The following is a 19,541-nucleotide window of genomic DNA, read 5'->3' as shown; positions in this document are numbered from 1 at the left end:
TCATACGTCAGGTTTAATCCGTGCCATATAGTGCGCATCAATCAACGCGCCGTGCCGCATCGCAAAGCCTTTCGCCGTGCCCTCAATCTCAAAACCAAAACGCTGATAAAGGGCGATGGCCGGGGCATTATCGACAAACACCGTCAGCTCCATCCGACCTACCTGTAGCCAGTCGTCGCACAACGCGACCATTTCACGCATCAGCGTCGTGCCCACGCCACGCTGCCGGTAGCGCGTATCTACGCCCATTCCCAGAGAGGCAACATGGCGACGTCTGGCACGCTCTTCCACCTGCAGCGCACACTGTCCGACGACCTCCTCGCCGATACAGGCGACCAGCAGATGAGCGTTGGGCTGCGGGGCGGCGAGACGATTCTGCCACATCTGAAGCGACGAGTAAGGAAGATGGAGCGTGCTGGCCTGGGTATCGGGCTGGCTATAGATCCGGTGCAGCGCAGCGGCATCGTCGGGCATAACGTGGCGGACAGTGATTTCCATAATCGCTCCTCTGGACGGTAAAAACCTTTTAAAAATCAGGGAAAACAGCCGGATAATCAAGGCAAAATTATCGCAAAAGGCTTTACAGACGAGAATGATAATGATTATTATTGTCATGCATTCACGGGAGGTCGCACGGCAGCCCGGGAAAGCACGACATTGCTCACATTGCTTCCAGTATTTTTAGCCAGCCGCGTGCTGGCTTTTTTTTGCCTGCTCTTCTTCAGTACTTTTCAGTCACTCTCTGTCCGTTATTCAACTATTTTGAACAGAGGAGTGAAGTTTTTCAGCTATCAATCTGACCGCCTCAGGAACAAACTACAAAAAACATTGAGGAGATTTGAACATGATCTATGTACGTAAAGCTGAAGAACGCGGTCACGCAAACCATGGCTGGCTGGATAGCTGGCACACTTTCTCTTTCGCCGGCTACTACGACGCGAACTTTATGGGCTTCTCCGCGCTGCGGGTCATCAACGAAGATGTGATCGCGGGCGGTCAGGGATTTGGCACTCATCCCCATAAAGATATGGAAATCCTGACCTACGTGCTCTCGGGTACGGTTGAGCATCAGGACAGCATGGGTAACAAAGAGCAGATCCCGGCAGGTGAGTTCCAGATAATGAGTGCCGGAACCGGTGTGCGTCACTCCGAGTACAACGCCAGTGAAAGCGACCCGCTGCACCTTTATCAGATCTGGATCATGCCTGAGCGCAATGGCATCGAACCGCGCTATGACCAGCGCCGTTTCCCGGATGTGCAGGGTCGCCAGCTGGTGCTCAGCCCGGATGCACGTGACGGATCGCTGAAGGTTTATCAGGACATGACGCTGTCGCGCTGGGTGTTGTCAGCCGGTGAGCAGGATAACGTCGCGATTGAAGCGGGCCGGCGTATCTGGATTCAGGTGGTAAAAGGGGACGTAACCGTTAACGGTCATCCGGTCACCACCAGCGATGCCCTGGCTATCTGGGACGAAAGCGCGCTGACTCTCGAAGCCAGCGCCGCGGCTGAGGTCCTGTTGTTTGATTTGCCACCGGTTTAAGCCGCTGACGGGCGCGCCTTGTCGCGCCCGGTTGGCAATTTTGTGACAAAAAAGTGATAGACTCATCGTACTTAAGCTTTCAGGGCGATCCCAGGCGCTACGATGAAGAAGAAAAGACCGGTATTACAGGACGTTGCCGATCGCGTCGGCATTACTAAAATGACCGTCAGCCGCTACCTGCGCAATCCTGAGCAGGTCTCCGTTGCCCTGCGGGAGAAGATTGCGGTGGCTCTGGATGAGCTGGGCTACATCCCCAATCGCGCCCCCGATATGCTTTCAAACGCCACCAGTCGTGCCATCGGTATCCTGCTGCCCTCCCTCACCAACCAGGTGTTTGCTGACGTACTGCGCGGCATCGAAGCCGTTACTGATGAAGCCAACTACCAGACACTGGTCGCCCACTTTGGCTACAACCCGCAAAAAGAGGAGCTGCAGCTGCGCTCGCTGCTCGGCTGGAACATTGATGGCGTCATCCTGACCGAACGTACCCATACGCCAGGTACGCTGCGGATGCTGGAGGTAGCCGGGATTCCGGTCATTGAGATGATGGACAGCGTGACGCCCTGTCTGGACATGGCCGTGGGTTTCGATAACGTCGAGGCCGCCCGGCAGATGACGCGGGCTATTCTCGCTAAAGGCCATCGTTACACGGTCTATCTGGGCGCGCGTCTGGATGAACGTACGCTACAAAAGCAGCGCGGATATGAAATCGCGATGCGTGAAGCGGGGCTGACGCCACGCAGTGTGATGATGGAAGAGGCCTCCTCTTTCAGTGCCGGTGGCGATCTGCTGCGTGAGGCGCAGCGTCTCTATCCGGAAACGGATAGCCTGTTCTGTACCAATGACGATCTCGCGGTTGGCGCGATGTTTGAGTGCCAGCGTCAGGGATTACAGGTGCCTTCGCAGATGGCGATTGCCGGCTTTCATGGCCATGATATCAGTCAGGTTGTGACGCCACAGCTCGCCACGGTGCTGACGCCGCGCGACCGGATGGGACGCGAAGCAGCAGCGTTGCTGCTGGCGCGCATCGCGGGTGAGAACAGTGATAATTCGCTGCACGATGTCGGATTTGAGATCAGCGAAGGTGGCAGTATCTGATTATGATTTTTTTATGAGTCAGCTCACACTTTCACGCTTTTCCCGGTAAAAAGGTTGCCAGGCTGTTAAGCGGCCAGGAGAATGAGAAACGACATTGTTATCGGTAACATTGGCAAATTCTCACCTGCCGGAGCAGAAAAATGACTACGCAATCCCCGTCGCATCACGTTTTTATCCTGATGGGCGTTTCAGGCAGCGGAAAGTCTGCCGTCGCCAACCAGGTTTCTCACCAGCTGAACACAGCCTTTCTTGACGGTGATTTTCTCCATCCCCGCGCTAACATCCTGAAGATGGCCGATGGTCATCCGCTGGATGACAACGACCGCCAGCCGTGGCTGCAGGCGCTGAATGACGCCGCCTTTGCGATGCAGCGCACCCAGGCGATCTCCGTGATTGTCTGTTCAGCCCTGAAGAAAAGTTATCGCGACATTCTGCGTCAGGGAAATGACAACCTGCGGTTCATCTACCTGAAAGGCGATTTCGACACCATTGAAGCCCGCCTGAAAGCGCGTAAAGGCCATTTCTTTAAACCGCAGATGCTGGTGACACAGTTTGCCACGCTGGAAGAGCCGGGCAGCGACGAGCAGGATGTGCTGGTCGTGGATATTACCCATTCACTGGACGAGGTTGTGGCGGCGACAGTTGCGACGATCCGGGACGCTATCAGCCAGGGTTAGAGATGAATACCGCAACACTTGTTCTGACCGCAGCAGGCTCTGTCCTGCTGCTGCTTTTCTGGTGATGAAAGCGCGTATGCACGCTTTTGTCGCGCTGATGTTAGTGTCAATCGGTGCCGGGCTCTTTTCCGGCATGCCTCTGAATAAGATTGCTGAAACCATGCAGAAGGGAATGGGCGGCACGCTCGGCTTCCTCGCAATCGTGGTCGCGCTGGGCGCGATGTTCGGCAAAATCCTGCATGAAACCGGCGCGGTGGATCAGATTGCTATCCGGATGCTGAAGACCTTTGGTCAGAGCCGGGCGCACTACGCAATGGGCATCGCCGGGCTGATCTGTGCGCTGCCGCTCTTCTTTGAGGTGGCCGTCGTACTCCTGATCAGCATCGCGTTTGCGGTGGCGCGGCGTACGGGCGGCAATCTGGTGAAGCTGGTCATCCCGCTGTTTGCCGGTGTGGCGGCCGCCGCGGCGTTTCTGTTACCCGGACCGGCTCCGATGCTGCTGGCATCACAGATGCACGCGGACTTCGGCTGGATGATCCTGCTGGGGCTTTGTGCCGCTATCCCCGGCATGCTGATTGCCGGACCGCTGTTTGGCAACTTTATTGGCAAACACGTGACGTTCAGCGCGCCGCCGGAAGATCATCAGCCTGATGTGGATGAGAGCAAGTTGCCCTCATTTGGCTTCAGCCTCTCACTGATTCTGTTCCCGCTGGTGCTGGTAGGGCTGAAAACCATCGGCGCACGCTTCACGACTGAAGGTACGAGCCTGTATGAGTGGCTGGAATTTATCGGTCATCCTTTTACCGCGATTTTGCTGGCACTGCTGGTGGCGATTTATGGCCTGGCCTGGCGTCAGGGCATGGACAAAGAGCGGGTGATGCAGGTGTGCGGCAGTGCGCTTCAGCCCGCCGGTATTATCCTGCTGGTGATTGGAGCAGGTGGCGTGTTTAAGCAGGTGCTGGTGGATTCCGGCGTCGGTCCGGTGCTGGGCAATGCGCTGACCGGCGCTGGCCTGCCGATTGCGCTGGCCTGTTTTATCCTGTCGGGTGCAGTGCGGGTTATTCAGGGCTCGGCAACGGTTGCCTGCCTGACGACGGTCGGATTGATCATGCCGGTGATTGAACCGCTGCATTACAGCGGTGCCCAGCTGGCGGCGCTGTCAATCTGCATCGGCGGAGGCTCTATCATTATCAGCCACGTCAACGATGCCGGTTTCTGGCTGTTTGGTCGCTTCACCGGGGCCAGTGAAGCGGAAACGCTGAAGACCTGGACGCTGATGGAAACCATTCTCGGCACCGTTGGCGCGGTTATCGGGATGATTGCCTTTACGCTGCTCTCTTAGCTCCGTTATTTCGGCGCTCTCCCCGGGGAAGCGCCGAAACATGATTACAGCTTCAGATAGGCCCGGATTCCATCAAGGAACATCTGGGTTGCCAGCATAATCAGTATCAATCCCATCAGTCGCTCCAGCGCATTCACCCCTTTGTCACCCAGCAGGCGCAGGAACAGCCCTGACATCAGCAGAATCCCCACCGTTACGCCCCAGGCGATCAGCAGTGCGCCCACCAGATGCGACATCTGATGCGGATACTGATGCGACAGTAGCATCAGCGTGGCCAGCAGCGAGGGCCCGGCTACCAGGGGAATCGCCAGCGGCACCAGAAAAGGCTCTTCACCGGCCGGTAAGCCAGAGCTGCTGCTTTCAGTCGACGGAAAAATCATCTTGATGGCGATCAGAAACAGGATGACGCCGCCCGAAATCGACACGGTTTCGGTACGCAGGTTTAAAAATGCCAGGATGCGTTCGCCGGTAAACAGGAACAGCAACATAATAATCAGCGCGATCAGCATTTCGCGGATCAGCACCACTCGCCGCCGTTTCGGCTCCAGATGCTTTAAAACCGACATAAAAATCGGCAGATTTCCCAGCGGATCCATAATTAACAACAGTAATATTGTCGCTGAAATCATTTCAGTCATCGGTCTGGCACCCTGTTAGCCGCGAAAAAGCGGGATTATTAGTAACACTGCTGAAAAAGTTAACCTAATCGAATTAATTCACTTGCTACACGCCCTGCATTTTGTAGAGTGAGCAGAGACAGGTCACGCTCATTATTACGCAGAGCGGCGTGAAAATAGCATGCCGTTCTCTCCTCTGAAATGAAAAGCAGGTGTAAAACCGCCTGAGACGGACACGACATGAAGAATGTAGGTTTTGTTGGTTGGCGCGGTATGGTCGGCTCTGTGCTGATGTCCCGCATGAGCGAAGAACGCGATTTTGATGCAATCAATCCGGTCTTCTTCTCGACGTCGCAGCATGGTCAGGCGGCTCCCGCCTTTGCGGGTAAGCAGCAGGGCACACTGCAGGATGCGTTTGATATTGAGGCGCTGCGTGCGCTGGATATCATCATTACCTGCCAGGGCGGCGACTATACCAGTGACGTTTACCCAAAACTGCGCGACAGCGGCTGGCAGGGCTACTGGATTGATGCGGCCTCCACGCTGCGCATGAAAGACGACGCCATCATCATTCTGGATCCGGTTAACCATGCCGTGATCCGCCAGGGTATTGACCGGGGCATCAGGACCTTTGTCGGCGGGAACTGTACCGTCAGCCTGATGCTGATGTCGCTGGGCGGCCTGTTCGCACAGAACCTGGTGGAGTGGGCGTCGGTCGCCACCTATCAGGCCGCTTCTGGCGGCGGCGCGCGCCACATGCGTGAGCTGCTGACCCAGATGGGCATGCTGCATGACCATGTTGCGCCAGCGCTGCAGAACCCGGCTTCTGCCATTCTTGATATCGAGCGTAGCGTCACTGACTTTAGCCGTTCCGGTACACTGCCAACCGATAACTTTGGTGTGCCGCTGGCGGGCAGCCTGATCCCGTGGATTGACAAACAGCTGGAGAATGGCCAGAGCCGCGAAGAGTGGAAAGGCCAGGCGGAAACCAACAAGATCCTCGCCACCACCGACATCATTCCGGTTGATGGATTATGTGTGCGCGTCGGTGCGCTGCGCTGCCACAGCCAGGCCTTTACGCTGAAGCTGAAACGCGATCTGCCGCTGGCCGAAATTGAACAGCTGCTGGCGTCACACAATGAGTGGGTCAAAGTGGTGCCCAACGATCGTGAGCTGACCATGCGTGAGCTGACACCCGCTGCTGTTACCGGCACGCTGACCACACCGGTTGGCCGGTTGCGCAAGCTGAACATGGGGCCGGAATATCTCTCTGCCTTCACGGTGGGCGATCAGCTGTTATGGGGCGCAGCCGAACCATTACGTCGTATGCTGCGGTTGTTAATCGACTGAGTAAAACTTCTTCAAGGGCCGGATTTATCCGGCCTTTTTTGTTTTTTCCGTATGCGAAATAGCCTGCCGTTTCGCTTACTCAGTGACCGGCTTCTGTTTTTTGCCGATTGGCGAAGAATATTTTGCTTAAGTCCATGGCAACTGCCGGGACCAAGCTATGATTTAACCATGATGTGCCACAGGTAACGCTTTTGCTTTTTGGACTAACTGGTTGTGGTACACGGCAAAATACCTTTTTCCATGGAATGGCCTGACTCCTTTTGCCGTCGTACGTATGGCTCAATGAAGAGCAGCGCAGATGAAGCGCCACAGGCTATGTTGCGTTCATTTCGGCTGCCAATTATCACAGGAAGAAAGTCATGTCAGAGCTTCCCGATCGCGAGGCGATCAATGCCCTGTTTGCGGGCAATTATGCCGACCCTTTTTCGTTACTAGGGATGCACCGAACTCAGCAGGGCCTTGAAGTCAGGGCGCTGCTTCCCGAAGCGCTTGAGGTATGGGTGATCGAAACCTCTACCGGGCGCAAACTGGCTCAGCTGGTGTGTGAAGATGCCCGCGGCTTCTTCAGTGGTGTCATTCCACGCCGCAAAAATCCATTCCGCTATCAGCTGGCGGTTAACTGGCATGGCCAGCAGAACCTGGTAGACGATGCCTATCGCTTCGGCCCGTTACTGCAGGAGATGGACCTGTGGCTGCTGGCAGAAGGCACGCATCTGCGCCCTTATGAAACCCTGGGCGCGCACGGTGATGTGATCGATGGCGTTACCGGAACCCGTTTCTGCGTCTGGGCACCTAACGCCCGTCGCGTTTCGGTCGTCGGCGATTTCAACTTCTGGGATGGCCGCCGTCATCCGATGCGTCTGCGTCAGGAGCTGGGGATCTGGGAGCTGTTTGTGCCAGGCGCCGTTAATGGCCAGCTCTACAAATATGAAATTATTGATGCCAACGGTGAGCTGCGTATTAAAGCGGATCCCTATGCGTTCGAAGCGCAGATGCGTCCCGAGAGCGCATCGATGATCTGCGGCCTGCCAGAGCCGGTCGAAATGAAGGCATCGCGCAAGGCCGCCAACGACTTTGATGCGCCTGTCTCTATCTACGAAGTGCATCTGGGATCCTGGCGTCGCCACACCGACAACAATTTCTGGCTGAGCTACAAAGAACTGGCTGAACAGCTGGTGCCCTACGTCAAAGAGATGGGCTTTACCCATATTGAACTGCTGCCCATCAACGAACATCCGTTTGACGGCAGCTGGGGATATCAGCCGCTGGGTATGTATGCGCCGACCCGCCGTTTCGGCACCCGTGATGACTTCCGCGCCTTTATCGATAGCGCCCATGAAGCGGGCCTGAACGTGCTGCTCGACTGGGTGCCAGGCCATTTCCCCAGCGACGACTTCGGTCTGGCGCGGTTCGATGGCACCCAGCTCTATGAGCACAGCGATCCGCGTGAAGGTTTCCATCAGGACTGGAATACCCTGATCTACAACTTTGGCCGCCGGGAGGTGAGCAACTATCTGGCAGGCAATGCGCTCTACTGGACAGAGCGCTTCGGTATCGACGGCCTGCGCGTGGATGCAGTGGCATCAATGATCTATCGCGACTACAGCCGCAACGAAGGCGAGTGGGTGCCAAACCAGTTTGGTGGCCGCGAGAATCTCGAAGCGATTGAATTCCTGCGTTACACCAACCGCACGCTCGGCACCGTAGCACCTGGTTCAGTCACGATGGCGGAGGAGTCAACCGACTACCCTGGCGTCACACGTCCCACCGAAGGCGGCGGACTGGGCTTCTGGTTCAAATGGAACCTGGGCTGGATGCACGACACCCTCGACTATATGCAGGTCGATCCTATTTACCGCAAGTATCATCACAATCTGATGAGCTTCGGCATGATGTACAACTACACCGAAAACTTTGTGCTGCCGCTGTCGCATGATGAAGTGGTGCACGGTAAACGCTCGATTCTCGACCGTATGCCGGGCGACGCCTGGCAGAAGTTCGCCAACCTGCGCGCTTACTATGGCTGGATGTGGGGCTTCCCCGGCAAAAAGCTGCTGTTTATGGGCAACGAATTTGCGCAGGGTCGCGAGTGGAACCATGACGTCAGTCTGGACTGGCATCTGCTGGAAGGTGATGACAACTGGCATCACGGTGTTCAGCGTCTGGTGCGGGATCTCAACCACACTTATCAGCACTACACGCCGCTGCATCAGCTTGACTTCGATCCGGCAGGCTTCGAGTGGCTGGTAGTGGATGATGCGGAGCACTCGGTCTTCGCCTTTGTGCGCCGTGACCGTGAAGGCAACGAAGTGATTGTGGTCAGCAACTTTACGCCGGTGCCACGTCCGGGCTATCGCCTTGGCGTGAACCAGCCTGGCTGCTGGCGTGAAGTGCTGAACACCGACCAGCATGAGTATCACGGCAGCGACGTGCGCATTCATCGGGTGCATACCGATGAGCAGCATAGCCACGGGCGACCGCAGTCGCTGAGCCTCAATCTGCCGCCGCTGGCAACGGTCTGGCTGGTGCGGGAGGCGGAATGATCATCACTGCCGGCGATCCCGAACCGCTGGGTGCCAGTTACGATGGCAAAGGCGTTAACTTTACCCTTTTTTCCCAGCATGCCGGGCGCGTAGAGCTCTGCCTGTTTGATGAAGAGGGTACGGAAGCGCGTTTTGACCTGCCTGGCCGCAGTGGGGATATCTGGCATGGTTACATTCCGGCACTTAAACCCGGACAGCGCTACGGCTATCGGGTGCATGGCCCCTGGGCGCCGGCGCAGGGGCACCGTTTTAATCCGGCGAAGCTGCTGATTGATCCCTGCGCTCGCGCCGTGGAGGGCGATGTGCCGGATGATCCGCTGTTCTATGGCGGTGACGCGCAGCCCGACCCGCATGACAACGCCGCGATCGCGCCGAAGTCACGGGTGGTTGCGGAAGACTTCGACTGGCAGGACGATGTAGCGCCGCGTATCCCGTGGGGCAACACCGTCATCTACGAGGCCCACGTTCGCGGTCTGACGCTGCTGCATCCGGAAATTCCGGAAACGCTGCGTGGGACTTACGCGGCGCTGGGTCATCCTGTTATGGTGGATTACCTGCGTCAGCTCGGGATTACGACCCTGGAGCTGCTGCCGGTAGCGCATTTCGCCAGTGAACCCCGGCTGCTCCGGCTGGGCCTTAGCAACTACTGGGGTTACAACCCCTTTGCGCTCTGGGCGGTTGACCCCCGTTACGGCTCCGGTCAGCCGGGGGTAACGCCGTTGCAGGAGTTTCAGCAGGCGGTGAAAAACCTGCACGCTGCGGGCATCGAGGTGGTACTGGATGTGGTGTTTAACCACACCGCCGAACTGGATGAGACTGGCCCGACGATTGCCATGCGGGGCATCGATAACGCCAGCTACTACTGGCTGGACGAGCAGGGCGGTTATCAGAACTGGACCGGCTGCGGCAACACGCTGAACATCCATCATCCGCAGGTGATGGCGTGGACATTAGAGGCGCTGCGCTACTGGGTAAGCGTCTGCCATGTCGACGGTTTCCGTTTCGATCTGGCACCGGTACTGGGCCGCAAGCCCGATTACCAGCGCGATGCGCCCTTTTTTGCCGCGATTCGCGCCTGTCCGATCCTCTCTCAGGTCAAGCTGATAGCTGAACCCTGGGATATCGGCCCTGACGGCTATCAGGTTGGCCGTTTTCCGCCGCCGTTTGCCGAATGGAACGATCAGTTCCGGGACACTGCACGTCGTTACTGGTTGCACGGCGCATTAAGTAATGGCGAATTTGCCCGCCGTTTTGCTGCCTCAAGCGATCTTTACCAGCACGATGACCGGGCGCCTCACGCAACAGTTAACCTCGTCACCGCACACGACGGCTTTACGCTGTGGGATGTGGTGAGCTTTGAACGCAAGCATAACGAAGCGAACGGGGAAGATAACCGGGATGGCCACGGCGATAACTACAGCCACAATCATGGCAAAGAGGGACTGAACGTCTCGTATGACGTGGTTGAGCGCCGCCGCCGCAGCGTGCGCGCATTGCTGACCACGCTGCTGCTGTCGCAGGGCACTCCTATGCTGCTGGCGGGCGACGAACGTGGCCATACGCAGCGTGGCAATAACAACGCCTACTGTCAGGACAACGCCCTGAGCTGGCTTGACTGGCGGGCGGATGAGAAGGGATTGGTCGGATTTACCGCCGCACTGATTCGTCTGCGTCAGCGTATTCCGGCGTTGACCGCAGATCGCTGGTGGCAGGACGGTGACGGCAATGTGCAGTGGCTCAATGCCGGTGGCCAGCCACTGCAACACGATGAATGGGCGCAGGGGATGCACAGATTGCAGATCCTGTTGTCTGGCCGCTGGTTAATAACAATAAACGCCACGGATAAGGTGAATGACATCGTGTTACCAGACGGAGAATGGCGTGCCCTTCCTCCTTTCGCCGGGGACGACAACCCCATCCTGCTAACTGTCTGGCATGGTCCCGCACACGGTGTGTGCGTGTTCCAAAAGCAATCATAAGGAGTCAGACATGGTTAAGTTAGATAGAACAGATCACCTGATGCTGGCCCGCCAGCTCCCTACACAGACGGTTGCTCTGATCCTCGCCGGCGGACGCGGCACACGACTGGTCGATTTAACGGCCAAGCGTGCCAAACCGGCGGTGCATTTTGGCGGCAAGTTCCGCATTATCGACTTTGCCCTCTCCAACTGCGTCAACTCCGGTATCCGACGGATTGGCGTGATTACACAGTATCAGTCCCACACCCTGACTCAGCATATCCAGCGCGGCTGGTCGATCTTCAACGAAGAGATGAATGAGTTTGTCGATTTGCTGCCAGCGCAGCAGCGCTTTTCGACAGAACAGTGGTATCGCGGCACGGCAGATGCAGTGACGCAGAACCTTGATGTGATTCGCCGCTATCAGGCGCAGTACATCGTTATCCTGGCCGGGGACCACATTTATAAGATGGATTACTCCCGCATGCTGCTGGACCACGTGGTCAATGAGGCGAAATGTACTATCGCCTGTCTGCCCGTGCCGGTGCATGAAGCCACCGCGTTTGGCGTGATGGCGGTGGATGAAGAGAACATGGTGATCGACTTCGTGGAAAAACCTGCGAAGCCGCCTACCATGCCGGGTGATGACACGCAGTCACTTGCCAGTATGGGGATCTACGTGTTTAACGCGGATTATCTCTATGAGTTGCTGGAAGAGGATTTGCAGACGCCTGGCTCTAACCACGACTTCGGCAAAGATATCCTGCCAAAAGTCGTGGCCAGCGGCGAAGGCTATGCGCACTCTTTTGCGCTCTCCTGCGTACAGAATGATGACAACGCACCGCCTTACTGGCGCGATGTCGGCACGCTGGAAGCCTACTGGCGCGCCAATCTCGACCTGGCCTCGGTGATGCCTGAACTTGATATGTATGACGTCACCTGGCCGATTCGGACCCACATGGAGCCGCTGCCGCCCGCCAAATTTGTTCAGGACCGTTCCGGCAGTCACGGAATGACCATGAACTCGCTGGTGTCGGGCGGCTGCATTATCTCGGGTTCGGTAGTGGTTAATTCCGTCCTGTTCCCCCGGGTTCGCGTGAACTCGTTTTGCAATATTGATTCAACCGTACTGCTGCCGGATGTGGTGGTTGGCCGTTCGTGTCGTCTGCGTCGCTGCGTGATTGATCGCGCCTGTGAGTTACCGGAAGGCATGGTGATTGGCGAAAACCCTGATGAAGACAGTCGTCGGTTTCACCGTTCGGATGAAGGAATTGTGCTGGTAACCCGCGCCATGCTGGCCAGACTGGCCAAAGCGGGGCTGTAAGCGATAAGCGGAACTTACGCAATCGGCACGCGGAGCGTGCCGGATAACTTAATGAGGTCGAGGATGCAGGTTTTACATGTCTGTTCAGAACTTTTCCCGCTGCTGAAAACGGGCGGACTGGCTGATGTAGTCGGGGCATTACCTCAGGCGCAGATTGCGGGCGGCACGGATACCCGGGTGCTGTTGCCCGCTTTTCCCGCATTGCGCAAAGGCATACCTGATCTCCAGGTAGTGACAGAGCGAGAGACATTTGCCGGTTATATACGTCTGTTGTTTGGTGAATTTAACGGTGTGGGCATCTATCTGATTGATGCACCTGACCTTTACGATCGTCCCGGCAGCCCTTATCACGACGAGTCGCAGTTTGCCTATGTTGATAACTACCTGCGCTTTGCGCTGCTGGGCTGGGTCGGCTGCGAAATGGCGTGTGGTATGGATTCCATGTGGCGTCCCGATATCGTCCATGCCCATGACTGGCATGCCGGCCTGACCTGCGCCTATCTGGAGGCACGCGGCCGTCCGGCTAAATCGGTCTTCACCGTGCACAACCTGGCCTATCAGGGACTGTTCATGGCGCATCACATGGACCAGATTGGCCTGCCGTGGTCGTTCTTTAACATGCACGGTCTGGAGTTCTTCGGCCAGATCTCCTTCCTGAAAGCAGGGCTTTTCTACGCCGACCATATCACGGCGGTCAGTCCGACTTACGCCCATGAAATTACCTCGGCAGAATATGCTTACGGTATGGAAAGTCTGCTGGCGCAGCGGATGCGGGAAGGGCGGCTGAGTGGGATCCTTAACGGCGTCGATCCCTCTATCTGGGACCCGGCGCACGACCTGCTGCTCAGCGCGCGCTACAACCGCGACACGCTGGAAGCGAAGGCCGAGAACAAACGTCAGTTGCAGGTGGCGATGGGCCTCAGGGTCGATGACAAAGCACCCGTGTTCTGCGTCATCAGCCGTCTGACCAAACAGAAAGGGCTGGACCTGGTACTGGAGGCGCTGCCTGGCCTGCTGGCGCAGGGCGGTCAGCTGGTGCTGCTGGGACAGGGCGATGCCGAACTGCAGCAGGGCTTCCTGGCCGCCGCGGCAGAACATCCGGGCAGCGTCGGCGTGCAGATTGGTTACCACGAGGCGTTCTCTCACCGCATTGTCGGTGGCGCGGATGTGATCGTCGTGCCGAGTCGATTCGAGCCCTGTGGTCTGACACAACTTTATGGCCTCAAGTATGGTACGTTGCCTCTGGTGCGCCGTACGGGCGGCCTGGCCGATACCGTCAACGACAGCTCGTTAGAAAACCTGGCCGACGGTATCGCCAGCGGATTCAGTTTTGAAGATGCCAACGCATGGTCGCTGCTGCGGGCGATACGGCGCGCGTTTGTACTGTGGTCCCGTCCGTCACTGTGGCGTTACGTTCAGCGCCAGGCGATGGGCATGGACTTTAGCTGGCAGGTGGCGGCACAAGCCTACCGTGATCTCTACCAACGTTTGATGTAACGGATTGGGAAACTGGATATGAACGCACCTTTCACTTACGCCTCACCAACGTTGACGGTTGATGCTCTGAAGCATTCGATTGCCTATAAGCTGATGTTTACCATCGGTAAAGATCCCTCTATCGCCAACAAACATGAGTGGCTCAACGCCTCGCTGCTGGCGGTGCGCGATCGGATGGTCGAGCGCTGGCTGCGTTCCAGCCGTGCTCAGCTCTCTCAGGATGTCCGCCAGGTTTATTACCTGTCGATGGAATTCCTGATGGGCCGCACGCTGGGCAATGCGCTGCTGGCGATGGGCATCTATGACGATCTCAACCAGGCGCTGGATGAGATGGGGCTGGATCTGGCCGAGCTGATGGAAGAGGAGAACGATCCGGGGCTGGGTAACGGCGGCCTGGGCCGTCTGGCGGCCTGTTTCCTCGACTCGCTGGCAACGCTGGGCATGCCGGGCCGGGGTTATGGCATCCGGTATGATTATGGCATGTTCAAACAGAACATCGTGGAAGGTGAGCAGAAAGAGTCGCCCGATTACTGGCTGGAATATGGTAATCCGTGGGAATTCCAGCGTTTCAATACCCGTTATAAAGTTCGTTTCGGGGGCCGTGTTCAGCACGAAGGCTCTAAGGTGCGCTGGCTGGAAACCGAAGAGATCCTGGCGATGGCCTATGACCAGATCATCCCCGGCTTCGACACCGACGCCACTAACACCCTCCGGCTGTGGGGGGCGCAGGCCAGTAACGAGATCAATCTCGGTAAGTTCAACCAGGGTGACTACTTCGCGGCGGTGGAAGACAAAAACCACTCCGAAAACGTCTCACGGGTGCTCTATCCGGATGACTCGACCTACTCCGGTCGTGAGCTGCGTCTGCGTCAGGAGTACTTCCTGGTGTCCGCCACGGTGCAGGACATTCTGAATCGCCACTGGCGGATGCATCAGACCTGGGACAACCTGGCGGATAAAATTGCGATTCACCTGAATGATACGCATCCGGTACTGGCAATTCCTGAACTGATGCGCCTGCTGATCGACGAACATAAGTTCAGCTGGGATAGCGCCTTCGACGTCTGCTGTCAGGTCTTCTCCTACACCAACCACACACTGATGAGTGAAGCGCTGGAAACCTGGCCGGTGGATATGATCGGCAAGATCCTGCCGCGGCACCTCAGCATTATTTTTGAGATCAACGACTTCTTCCTGAAGACTGTGCAGGATCACTATCCCGACGACATCGATCTGCTGTCACGCATTTCAATTATTGACGAAAACGACGGCCGCCGGGTGCGCATGGCCTGGCTGGCGGTGGTCGTCAGTCACAAGGTCAATGGCGTCTCTGAACTGCACTCAAATCTGATGGTGCAGTCGCTGTTTGCCGATTTCTCCCGTCTCTTCCCCGGTCGCTTCTGCAACAAGACCAACGGCGTGACGCCACGTCGCTGGCTGGCACTGGCGAACCCGGCGCTCTCTGAGGTGCTGGACGACGAGATTGGGCGCAACTGGCGCACCGATCTCAGCCAGCTCGACGAGCTGAAAGCGCAGCTCGACTACCCAGCCTTTATCGAAAAGGTGGCGGTCGCCAAGCATCAGAACAAGCGGCGTCTGGCCGACTGGGTGGCGAAGAATCTGGATGTGGTGCTCGATCCGAATGCGCTGTTTGATGTGCAGATAAAGCGTATTCACGAGTACAAACGCCAGTTGCTCAACGTCCTGCATGTGATCACACGATATAACCGCATCAAGGCCGATCCACAGGCGGACTGGGTGCCACGCGTCAACATCTTTGCCGGGAAAGCGGCGTCGGCCTACTATGTGGCCAAACATATCATTCATCTGATCAACGACGTCGCCAACGTGATCAATAACGATCCGCAGGTGAAGAACAAGCTGAAAGTCGTCTTCATCCCGAACTACAGCGTCAGCCTGGCGCAGATTATCATTCCGGCGGCCGATCTCTCAGAGCAGATCTCAACCGCGGGAACGGAAGCGTCCGGCACCAGTAACATGAAGTTTGCGCTGAACGGTGCCCTGACCATCGGCACGCTGGATGGGGCGAACGTTGAGATGCTGGATCACGTCGGCGAAGAGAACATCTTTATCTTCGGAAATACCACGCCGCAGGTCGAAGCCCTGCGTAAAAAGGGTTACAACCCGCGTGACTACTATGAAGGTGATGAGGAGCTGCATCAGGTACTGACTCAGATTGCGTCGGGCGTCTTCAGTCCGCAGGAACCGGGCCGCTACCGCAATCTGTTCGATTCGCTGGTTAACTTCGGCGATCACTATCAGTTACTGGCGGATTATCGCAGCTACGTGGACACGCAGGATAAGGTGGATGCGCTCTACCGTAAGCCGGATGAGTGGCAGCGTCGTGCGGCCCGCAACATCGCCGGAATGGGCTATTTTTCGTCAGATCGCACCATTCAGGAGTACGCCGACGAGATCTGGCACATTTCACCGATCAGGCTGTAATCGTTAACGTCTGTGCGGCCAGGCTTATGGCCGTGCAGACTTCTTTGTTCCGCTCAGACGGGATACCTCCCGCTTTTCGCTGTTTCAGGCCGTCATCACCGCCGCGTCCATCTGGCAGTGCTGGCACCCGCATCGTAACGGCCAGCAGCCATAAAAAAAGCAGGCCGCAGCCTGCTTTCTGATGGGTTTCGGCCACCTTAAGAAGCCAGTGACAGAACCGGTTTCGCTTTCGCAGACAACCATCCGGCGACACGGGCCTGCTGCTCTTTGGTCAGCCACATGCCCTGCTTGGTACGACGCCAGATCGCGTCATCCAGTTCACGCACCCATTCGTGCTGCACCAGGTAGCGTAATTCTGCTTCATAGAACTCGTGTCCGAAGTTCTCACCCAGGTCGTCCAGGCTTTTCGCGCCCGCCAGCAGGGTTTCAGTATTGCTGCCGTAGGTGCGCGAGAAGTGACGCGCCATGTTTTCGCTGATAAATGGATAGCGGCGACGCAGGCTGGCCGCGTAGTCGTCGCTGGTGCCATTGATATTGCCGCCCGGCAGTACGCAGTTCTTCGTCCAGGCCGGACCCGCATTCGGGTAGTACTTCGCCAGTTTTTCCAGCGCATGTTCTGCCAGCTTACGGTAAGTGGTCAGCTTGCCACCAAACACCGACAGTAGCGGAGCCTGACCGTTGTCGTCGCGCACGTCCAGGGTGTAATCGCGGGTGATCGCCTGCGGGGAATCCGATTCGTCATCACACAGCGGACGCACACCGGAGTAAGACCAGACGATATCGTCGGCGGTCAGCTGCTTTTTAAAGTGTCCGTTAAACACTTTCAGCAGGTACTCGGTTTCGCTGTCATCGATATGGACGTTTTTCGGATCGCCTTTGTACTCCACGTCGGTGGTGCCGATGATGGAGAACTCATCCATCCACGGAATCACAAACACGATGCGATTATCTTCGTTCTGCAGAATGTAGGCCTGCTTCTCCGTGTGCACGCGCGGCACCACGATATGGCTGCCTTTGATCAGGCGGATGCCGTACGGCGATTTCAGCTGCAGGCCATCGTCGAACAGCTGCTTGACCCACGGGCCAGCCGCGTTGACCAGACCTTTTGCCTGCCAGGTGTGGATTTTACCGCTGTCGACATCCTCTGCTTCGACCTTCCACAGACCACCTTCACGCCAGGCGCGGGTCACACGGGTACGGGTACGCACTTCGCCACCACGCTTCACCACTTCCTGCGCATTCAGCACGACCATGCGTGCGTCGTCCACCCAGCAGTCAGAATATTCGAATCCGCGCGTAATCTCCGGCTTCAGGGCTGAATCCGCGCCAAAACGCAGGCTCTTACTGCCCGGCAGGCTGGTGCGTTTGCCGAGATGATCATACATAAACAGGCCGGTACGGATCATCCACGCCGGGCGCAGATGCGGACGGTGTGGCAGACGGAAGCGCATCGGAAACGCCAGATGCGGCGCCATTTTCAGGAGCACTTCACGTTCAGCCAGTGCTTCACTCACCAGACGGAATTCATAGTGTTCAAGGTAGCGTAAGCCGCCGTGAATCAGTTTTGAACTGGCAGAGGAGGTCGCGCAAGCCAGATCCCGCGCCTCCAGCATTAACACCGACAGTCCGCGTCCTGCAGCGTCTGCTGCAATGCCGGCACCGTTGATGCCGCCGCCGATCACGATCAGGTCTTTGGTTTCCACGTCATCTCCTCCGATGTTCGGAATAGTTCACTAATGTTCGTTTTCGAGCATAATAATAATCGCAAACCAACATTTACGCCAGCTTTTAACCCGCTAAAAACATTTTTGCGTGATATAGCTAACATATTGCCCACCAAAAAAACGGATACCCGTAACGATTGTCAGGTTATCGGCGTGGATTCTCGGGTTACACTACGCGCTATCGTGATGCTGTTATGAGAGATCCCATGGAAACGTTCGAATGTATTGATGTGCAGCAGGCGCAGGCGCGTCTGGCACAGGGCGCGCTGCTGGTGGATATTCGCGATCCACAGAGTTACGCCCTGGGGCATGCGGCTGGCGCGCTGCATCTGACCAACACCAACCTCAGCGACTTTATCAGTGGTGCCGACCACAGCCTGCCGGTGCTGGTGATGTGCTATCACGGCAACAGCAGTAAAAGCGCAGCACAATATCTGCTGGGTCAGGGCTTCAGCGCGGCGTACAGCATTGATGGCGGTTTTGATGCCTGGCGCGCGGCTTTTCCTCAGCAGGTCGCCCTCGGCAGTGAATAGATGGCAGCTCGTCACATGGAGCGTTACTGATGCGCATTACCCAGTTTAACCAGCCGCGCATGGCGCAGGCGTTTGTAGACTATATGGCGACGCGCGGCGTCACATTGCGGATCGAACATGACAACCATTACGTCATCATGCTGGATGATGAAAGTAAGATTGCCGTGGTCGAAAACGAACTTCAGCAGTTCCTGCACGATCCCAACCACCCGCGCTATCAGGCGGCCAGCTGGCACAGCGGTAAAACGGACAGCGGCCTGCGCTACGAGCGCAGCAACATCTGGGCGAACATCCGCGAGCGTGCAGGACCATTGACGATGAGCCTGATGGTACTCTGTATCGTCGTGTTTATTCTGATGCAGGTCATGGGCGATCAGACCGTGATGGCCTGGCTCTCCTGGCCGGATGCCGATCAGCATTTTCAGGTCTGGCGCTGGTTCAGCCATGCGCTACTGCACTTTTCACTGCTGCATATCCTGTTTAATCTGATGTGGTGGTGGTATCTGGGTGGGGCCGTTGAGAAGCGGCTGGGCAGCGGCAAACTATTCGTGATTATGCTGATTTCGGCCCTGCTCAGTGGCTGGCTGCAGGCGAAGTTCAGCGGCATCTGGTTTGGCGGCCTGTCGGGCGTGGTCTATGCCCTGATGGGATACTGCTGGCTGCGCGGCGAGCGCGATCCCGACAGTGGCGTCTATCTTGAACGGGGGCTGATCGGTTTTGCGCTGGTCTGGCTGGTGATTGGCTGGTTCGGCGTCTTTGGTCTGGCGATTGCCAACGCGGCCCATGTGGCCGGGCTGCTGGTCGGGCTGGCGATGGCGCTGGTCGACACGCGTCACATTACGCGCCGGTAGACGGAAATATGCAGGTTAACA

At 57.1% G+C, this 19,541-nt stretch carries 14 protein-coding genes and 1 pseudogene; 12 read left to right on the top strand and 3 right to left on the bottom strand.

The genetic code is table 11. From position 1 onward, the window contains the following. Positions 1–501: a GNAT family N-acetyltransferase gene (locus ACLHDD_RS14200; RefSeq protein WP_427105217.1), complete on the bottom strand. Its 501-nt coding sequence runs from the start codon at positions 499–501 to the stop codon at positions 1–3. A 343-nt stretch (positions 502–844) separates the two neighbouring features. On the opposite strand from ACLHDD_RS14200, the gene ACLHDD_RS14195 reads away from it, so the two are divergent. The 4 genes and pseudogenes from ACLHDD_RS14195 to gntU all read left to right on the top strand — a co-directional run bounded on the left by ACLHDD_RS14195 (position 845) and on the right by gntU (position 4,657). Continuing rightward, positions 845–1,540: a pirin family protein gene (locus ACLHDD_RS14195; protein WP_427104594.1), complete on the top strand. Its 696-nt coding sequence runs from the start codon at positions 845–847 to the stop codon at positions 1,538–1,540. 102 nt (positions 1,541–1,642) lie between these two features. Continuing rightward, positions 1,643–2,638, top strand: coding sequence for a gluconate operon transcriptional repressor GntR (gene gntR / locus ACLHDD_RS14190; protein ID WP_427104593.1), 996 nt, complete (start codon positions 1,643–1,645; stop codon positions 2,636–2,638). A 140-nt stretch (positions 2,639–2,778) separates the two neighbouring features. Continuing rightward, the gene (gntK, locus tag ACLHDD_RS14185) at positions 2,779–3,315 is read left to right on the top strand and encodes a gluconokinase (protein ID WP_427104592.1); all 537 of its coding nucleotides are present in this window, start codon (positions 2,779–2,781) and stop codon (positions 3,313–3,315) included. Positions 3,316–3,317: 2 nt separating this feature from the next. Then, a pseudogene (gene gntU / locus ACLHDD_RS14180) lies at positions 3,318–4,657 on the top strand (gluconate transporter). Between the two features lie 44 nt (positions 4,658–4,701). On the opposite strand, the gene ACLHDD_RS14175 reads toward gntU, so the two are convergent. Beyond that, positions 4,702–5,295 carry a YhgN family NAAT transporter gene (locus ACLHDD_RS14175; protein WP_427104591.1) on the bottom strand — a complete coding sequence of 198 codons (594 nt, stop codon included), beginning with the start codon at positions 5,293–5,295 and terminating at the stop codon, positions 4,702–4,704. 219 nt (positions 5,296–5,514) lie between these two features. On the opposite strand from ACLHDD_RS14175, the gene asd reads away from it, so the two are divergent. The 6 genes from asd to glgP all read left to right on the top strand — a co-directional run bounded on the left by asd (position 5,515) and on the right by glgP (position 16,412). Further along, positions 5,515–6,624 carry an aspartate-semialdehyde dehydrogenase gene (gene asd, locus ACLHDD_RS14170; protein ID WP_427104590.1) on the top strand — a complete coding sequence of 370 codons (1,110 nt, stop codon included), beginning with the start codon at positions 5,515–5,517 and terminating at the stop codon, positions 6,622–6,624. Between the two features lie 359 nt (positions 6,625–6,983). Beyond that, a complete protein-coding gene (glgB, locus tag ACLHDD_RS14165; RefSeq protein WP_427104589.1) occupies positions 6,984–9,167 on the top strand; it encodes a 1,4-alpha-glucan branching enzyme in 2,184 nt (727 codons plus the stop codon). Next, on the top strand, positions 9,164–11,146 hold the full coding sequence (glgX, locus tag ACLHDD_RS14160) for a glycogen debranching protein GlgX (protein WP_427104588.1): 1,983 nt from the start codon (positions 9,164–9,166) through the stop codon (positions 11,144–11,146). The genes glgB and glgX overlap by 4 nt, the downstream gene beginning before the upstream one ends. 10 nt (positions 11,147–11,156) lie before the next feature. Continuing rightward, on the top strand, positions 11,157–12,449 hold the full coding sequence (gene glgC, locus ACLHDD_RS14155; protein WP_427104587.1) for a glucose-1-phosphate adenylyltransferase: 1,293 nt from the start codon (positions 11,157–11,159) through the stop codon (positions 12,447–12,449). A gap of 63 nt (positions 12,450–12,512) precedes the next feature. Next, complete coding sequence (glgA, locus tag ACLHDD_RS14150) at positions 12,513–13,946, top strand: glycogen synthase GlgA (RefSeq protein WP_313655040.1); 1,434 nt, start codon at positions 12,513–12,515, stop codon at positions 13,944–13,946. Between the two features lie 18 nt (positions 13,947–13,964). Next, entirely contained in the window at positions 13,965–16,412 is a 2,448-nt protein-coding gene (gene glgP, locus ACLHDD_RS14145) for a glycogen phosphorylase (RefSeq protein ID WP_427104586.1), read from the top strand. 197 nt (positions 16,413–16,609) lie between these two features. Here the strand turns inward: glgP and glpD are convergent, their stop codons facing one another. Continuing rightward, positions 16,610–18,115 carry a glycerol-3-phosphate dehydrogenase gene (gene glpD, locus ACLHDD_RS14140; protein ID WP_427104585.1) on the bottom strand — a complete coding sequence of 502 codons (1,506 nt, stop codon included), beginning with the start codon at positions 18,113–18,115 and terminating at the stop codon, positions 16,610–16,612. A gap of 227 nt (positions 18,116–18,342) precedes the next feature. On the opposite strand from glpD, the gene glpE reads away from it, so the two are divergent. Together glpE and glpG are read left to right on the top strand one after the other, a co-directional pair. Next, complete coding sequence (glpE, locus tag ACLHDD_RS14135) at positions 18,343–18,669, top strand: thiosulfate sulfurtransferase GlpE (protein ID WP_199560041.1); 327 nt, start codon at positions 18,343–18,345, stop codon at positions 18,667–18,669. A gap of 29 nt (positions 18,670–18,698) precedes the next feature. After that, positions 18,699–19,520: a rhomboid family intramembrane serine protease GlpG gene (gene glpG, locus ACLHDD_RS14130; RefSeq protein ID WP_427104584.1), complete on the top strand. Its 822-nt coding sequence runs from the start codon at positions 18,699–18,701 to the stop codon at positions 19,518–19,520. Positions 19,521–19,541 lie beyond the last annotated feature (21 nt).

It is taken from the genome of Pantoea sp. NSTU24 (genome assembly GCF_050157905.1).
Lineage (GTDB): Bacteria > Pseudomonadota > Gammaproteobacteria > Enterobacterales > Enterobacteriaceae > Pantoea.
The sequence above is the reverse complement of the archived record's forward strand: the minus strand, read 5'-3'. Positions and strand labels throughout refer to the sequence as shown.

What these genes read in the sequence shown, in the direction of transcription:
- glgP (WP_427104586.1), top strand. Translation starts at nt 13,965, where the DNA reads ATGAACGCACCTTTCACTTACGCCTCACCAACGTTGACGGTTGATGCT.
- gntK (WP_427104592.1), top strand. Translation starts at nt 2,779, where the DNA reads ATGACTACGCAATCCCCGTCGCATCACGTTTTTATCCTGATGGGCGTT.
- ACLHDD_RS14175 (WP_427104591.1), bottom strand. Translation starts at nt 5,295, where the DNA reads ATGACTGAAATGATTTCAGCGACAATATTACTGTTGTTAATTATGGAT.
- glpE (WP_199560041.1), top strand. Translation starts at nt 18,343, where the DNA reads ATGGAAACGTTCGAATGTATTGATGTGCAGCAGGCGCAGGCGCGTCTG.
- glpG (WP_427104584.1), top strand. Translation starts at nt 18,699, where the DNA reads ATGCGCATTACCCAGTTTAACCAGCCGCGCATGGCGCAGGCGTTTGTA.
- ACLHDD_RS14195 (WP_427104594.1), top strand. Translation starts at nt 845, where the DNA reads ATGATCTATGTACGTAAAGCTGAAGAACGCGGTCACGCAAACCATGGC.
- glgB (WP_427104589.1), top strand. Translation starts at nt 6,984, where the DNA reads ATGTCAGAGCTTCCCGATCGCGAGGCGATCAATGCCCTGTTTGCGGGC.
- glgA (WP_313655040.1), top strand. Translation starts at nt 12,513, where the DNA reads ATGCAGGTTTTACATGTCTGTTCAGAACTTTTCCCGCTGCTGAAAACG.
- asd (WP_427104590.1), top strand. Translation starts at nt 5,515, where the DNA reads ATGAAGAATGTAGGTTTTGTTGGTTGGCGCGGTATGGTCGGCTCTGTG.
- gntR (WP_427104593.1), top strand. Translation starts at nt 1,643, where the DNA reads ATGAAGAAGAAAAGACCGGTATTACAGGACGTTGCCGATCGCGTCGGC.
- glgX (WP_427104588.1), top strand. Translation starts at nt 9,164, where the DNA reads ATGATCATCACTGCCGGCGATCCCGAACCGCTGGGTGCCAGTTACGAT.
- glgC (WP_427104587.1), top strand. Translation starts at nt 11,157, where the DNA reads ATGGTTAAGTTAGATAGAACAGATCACCTGATGCTGGCCCGCCAGCTC.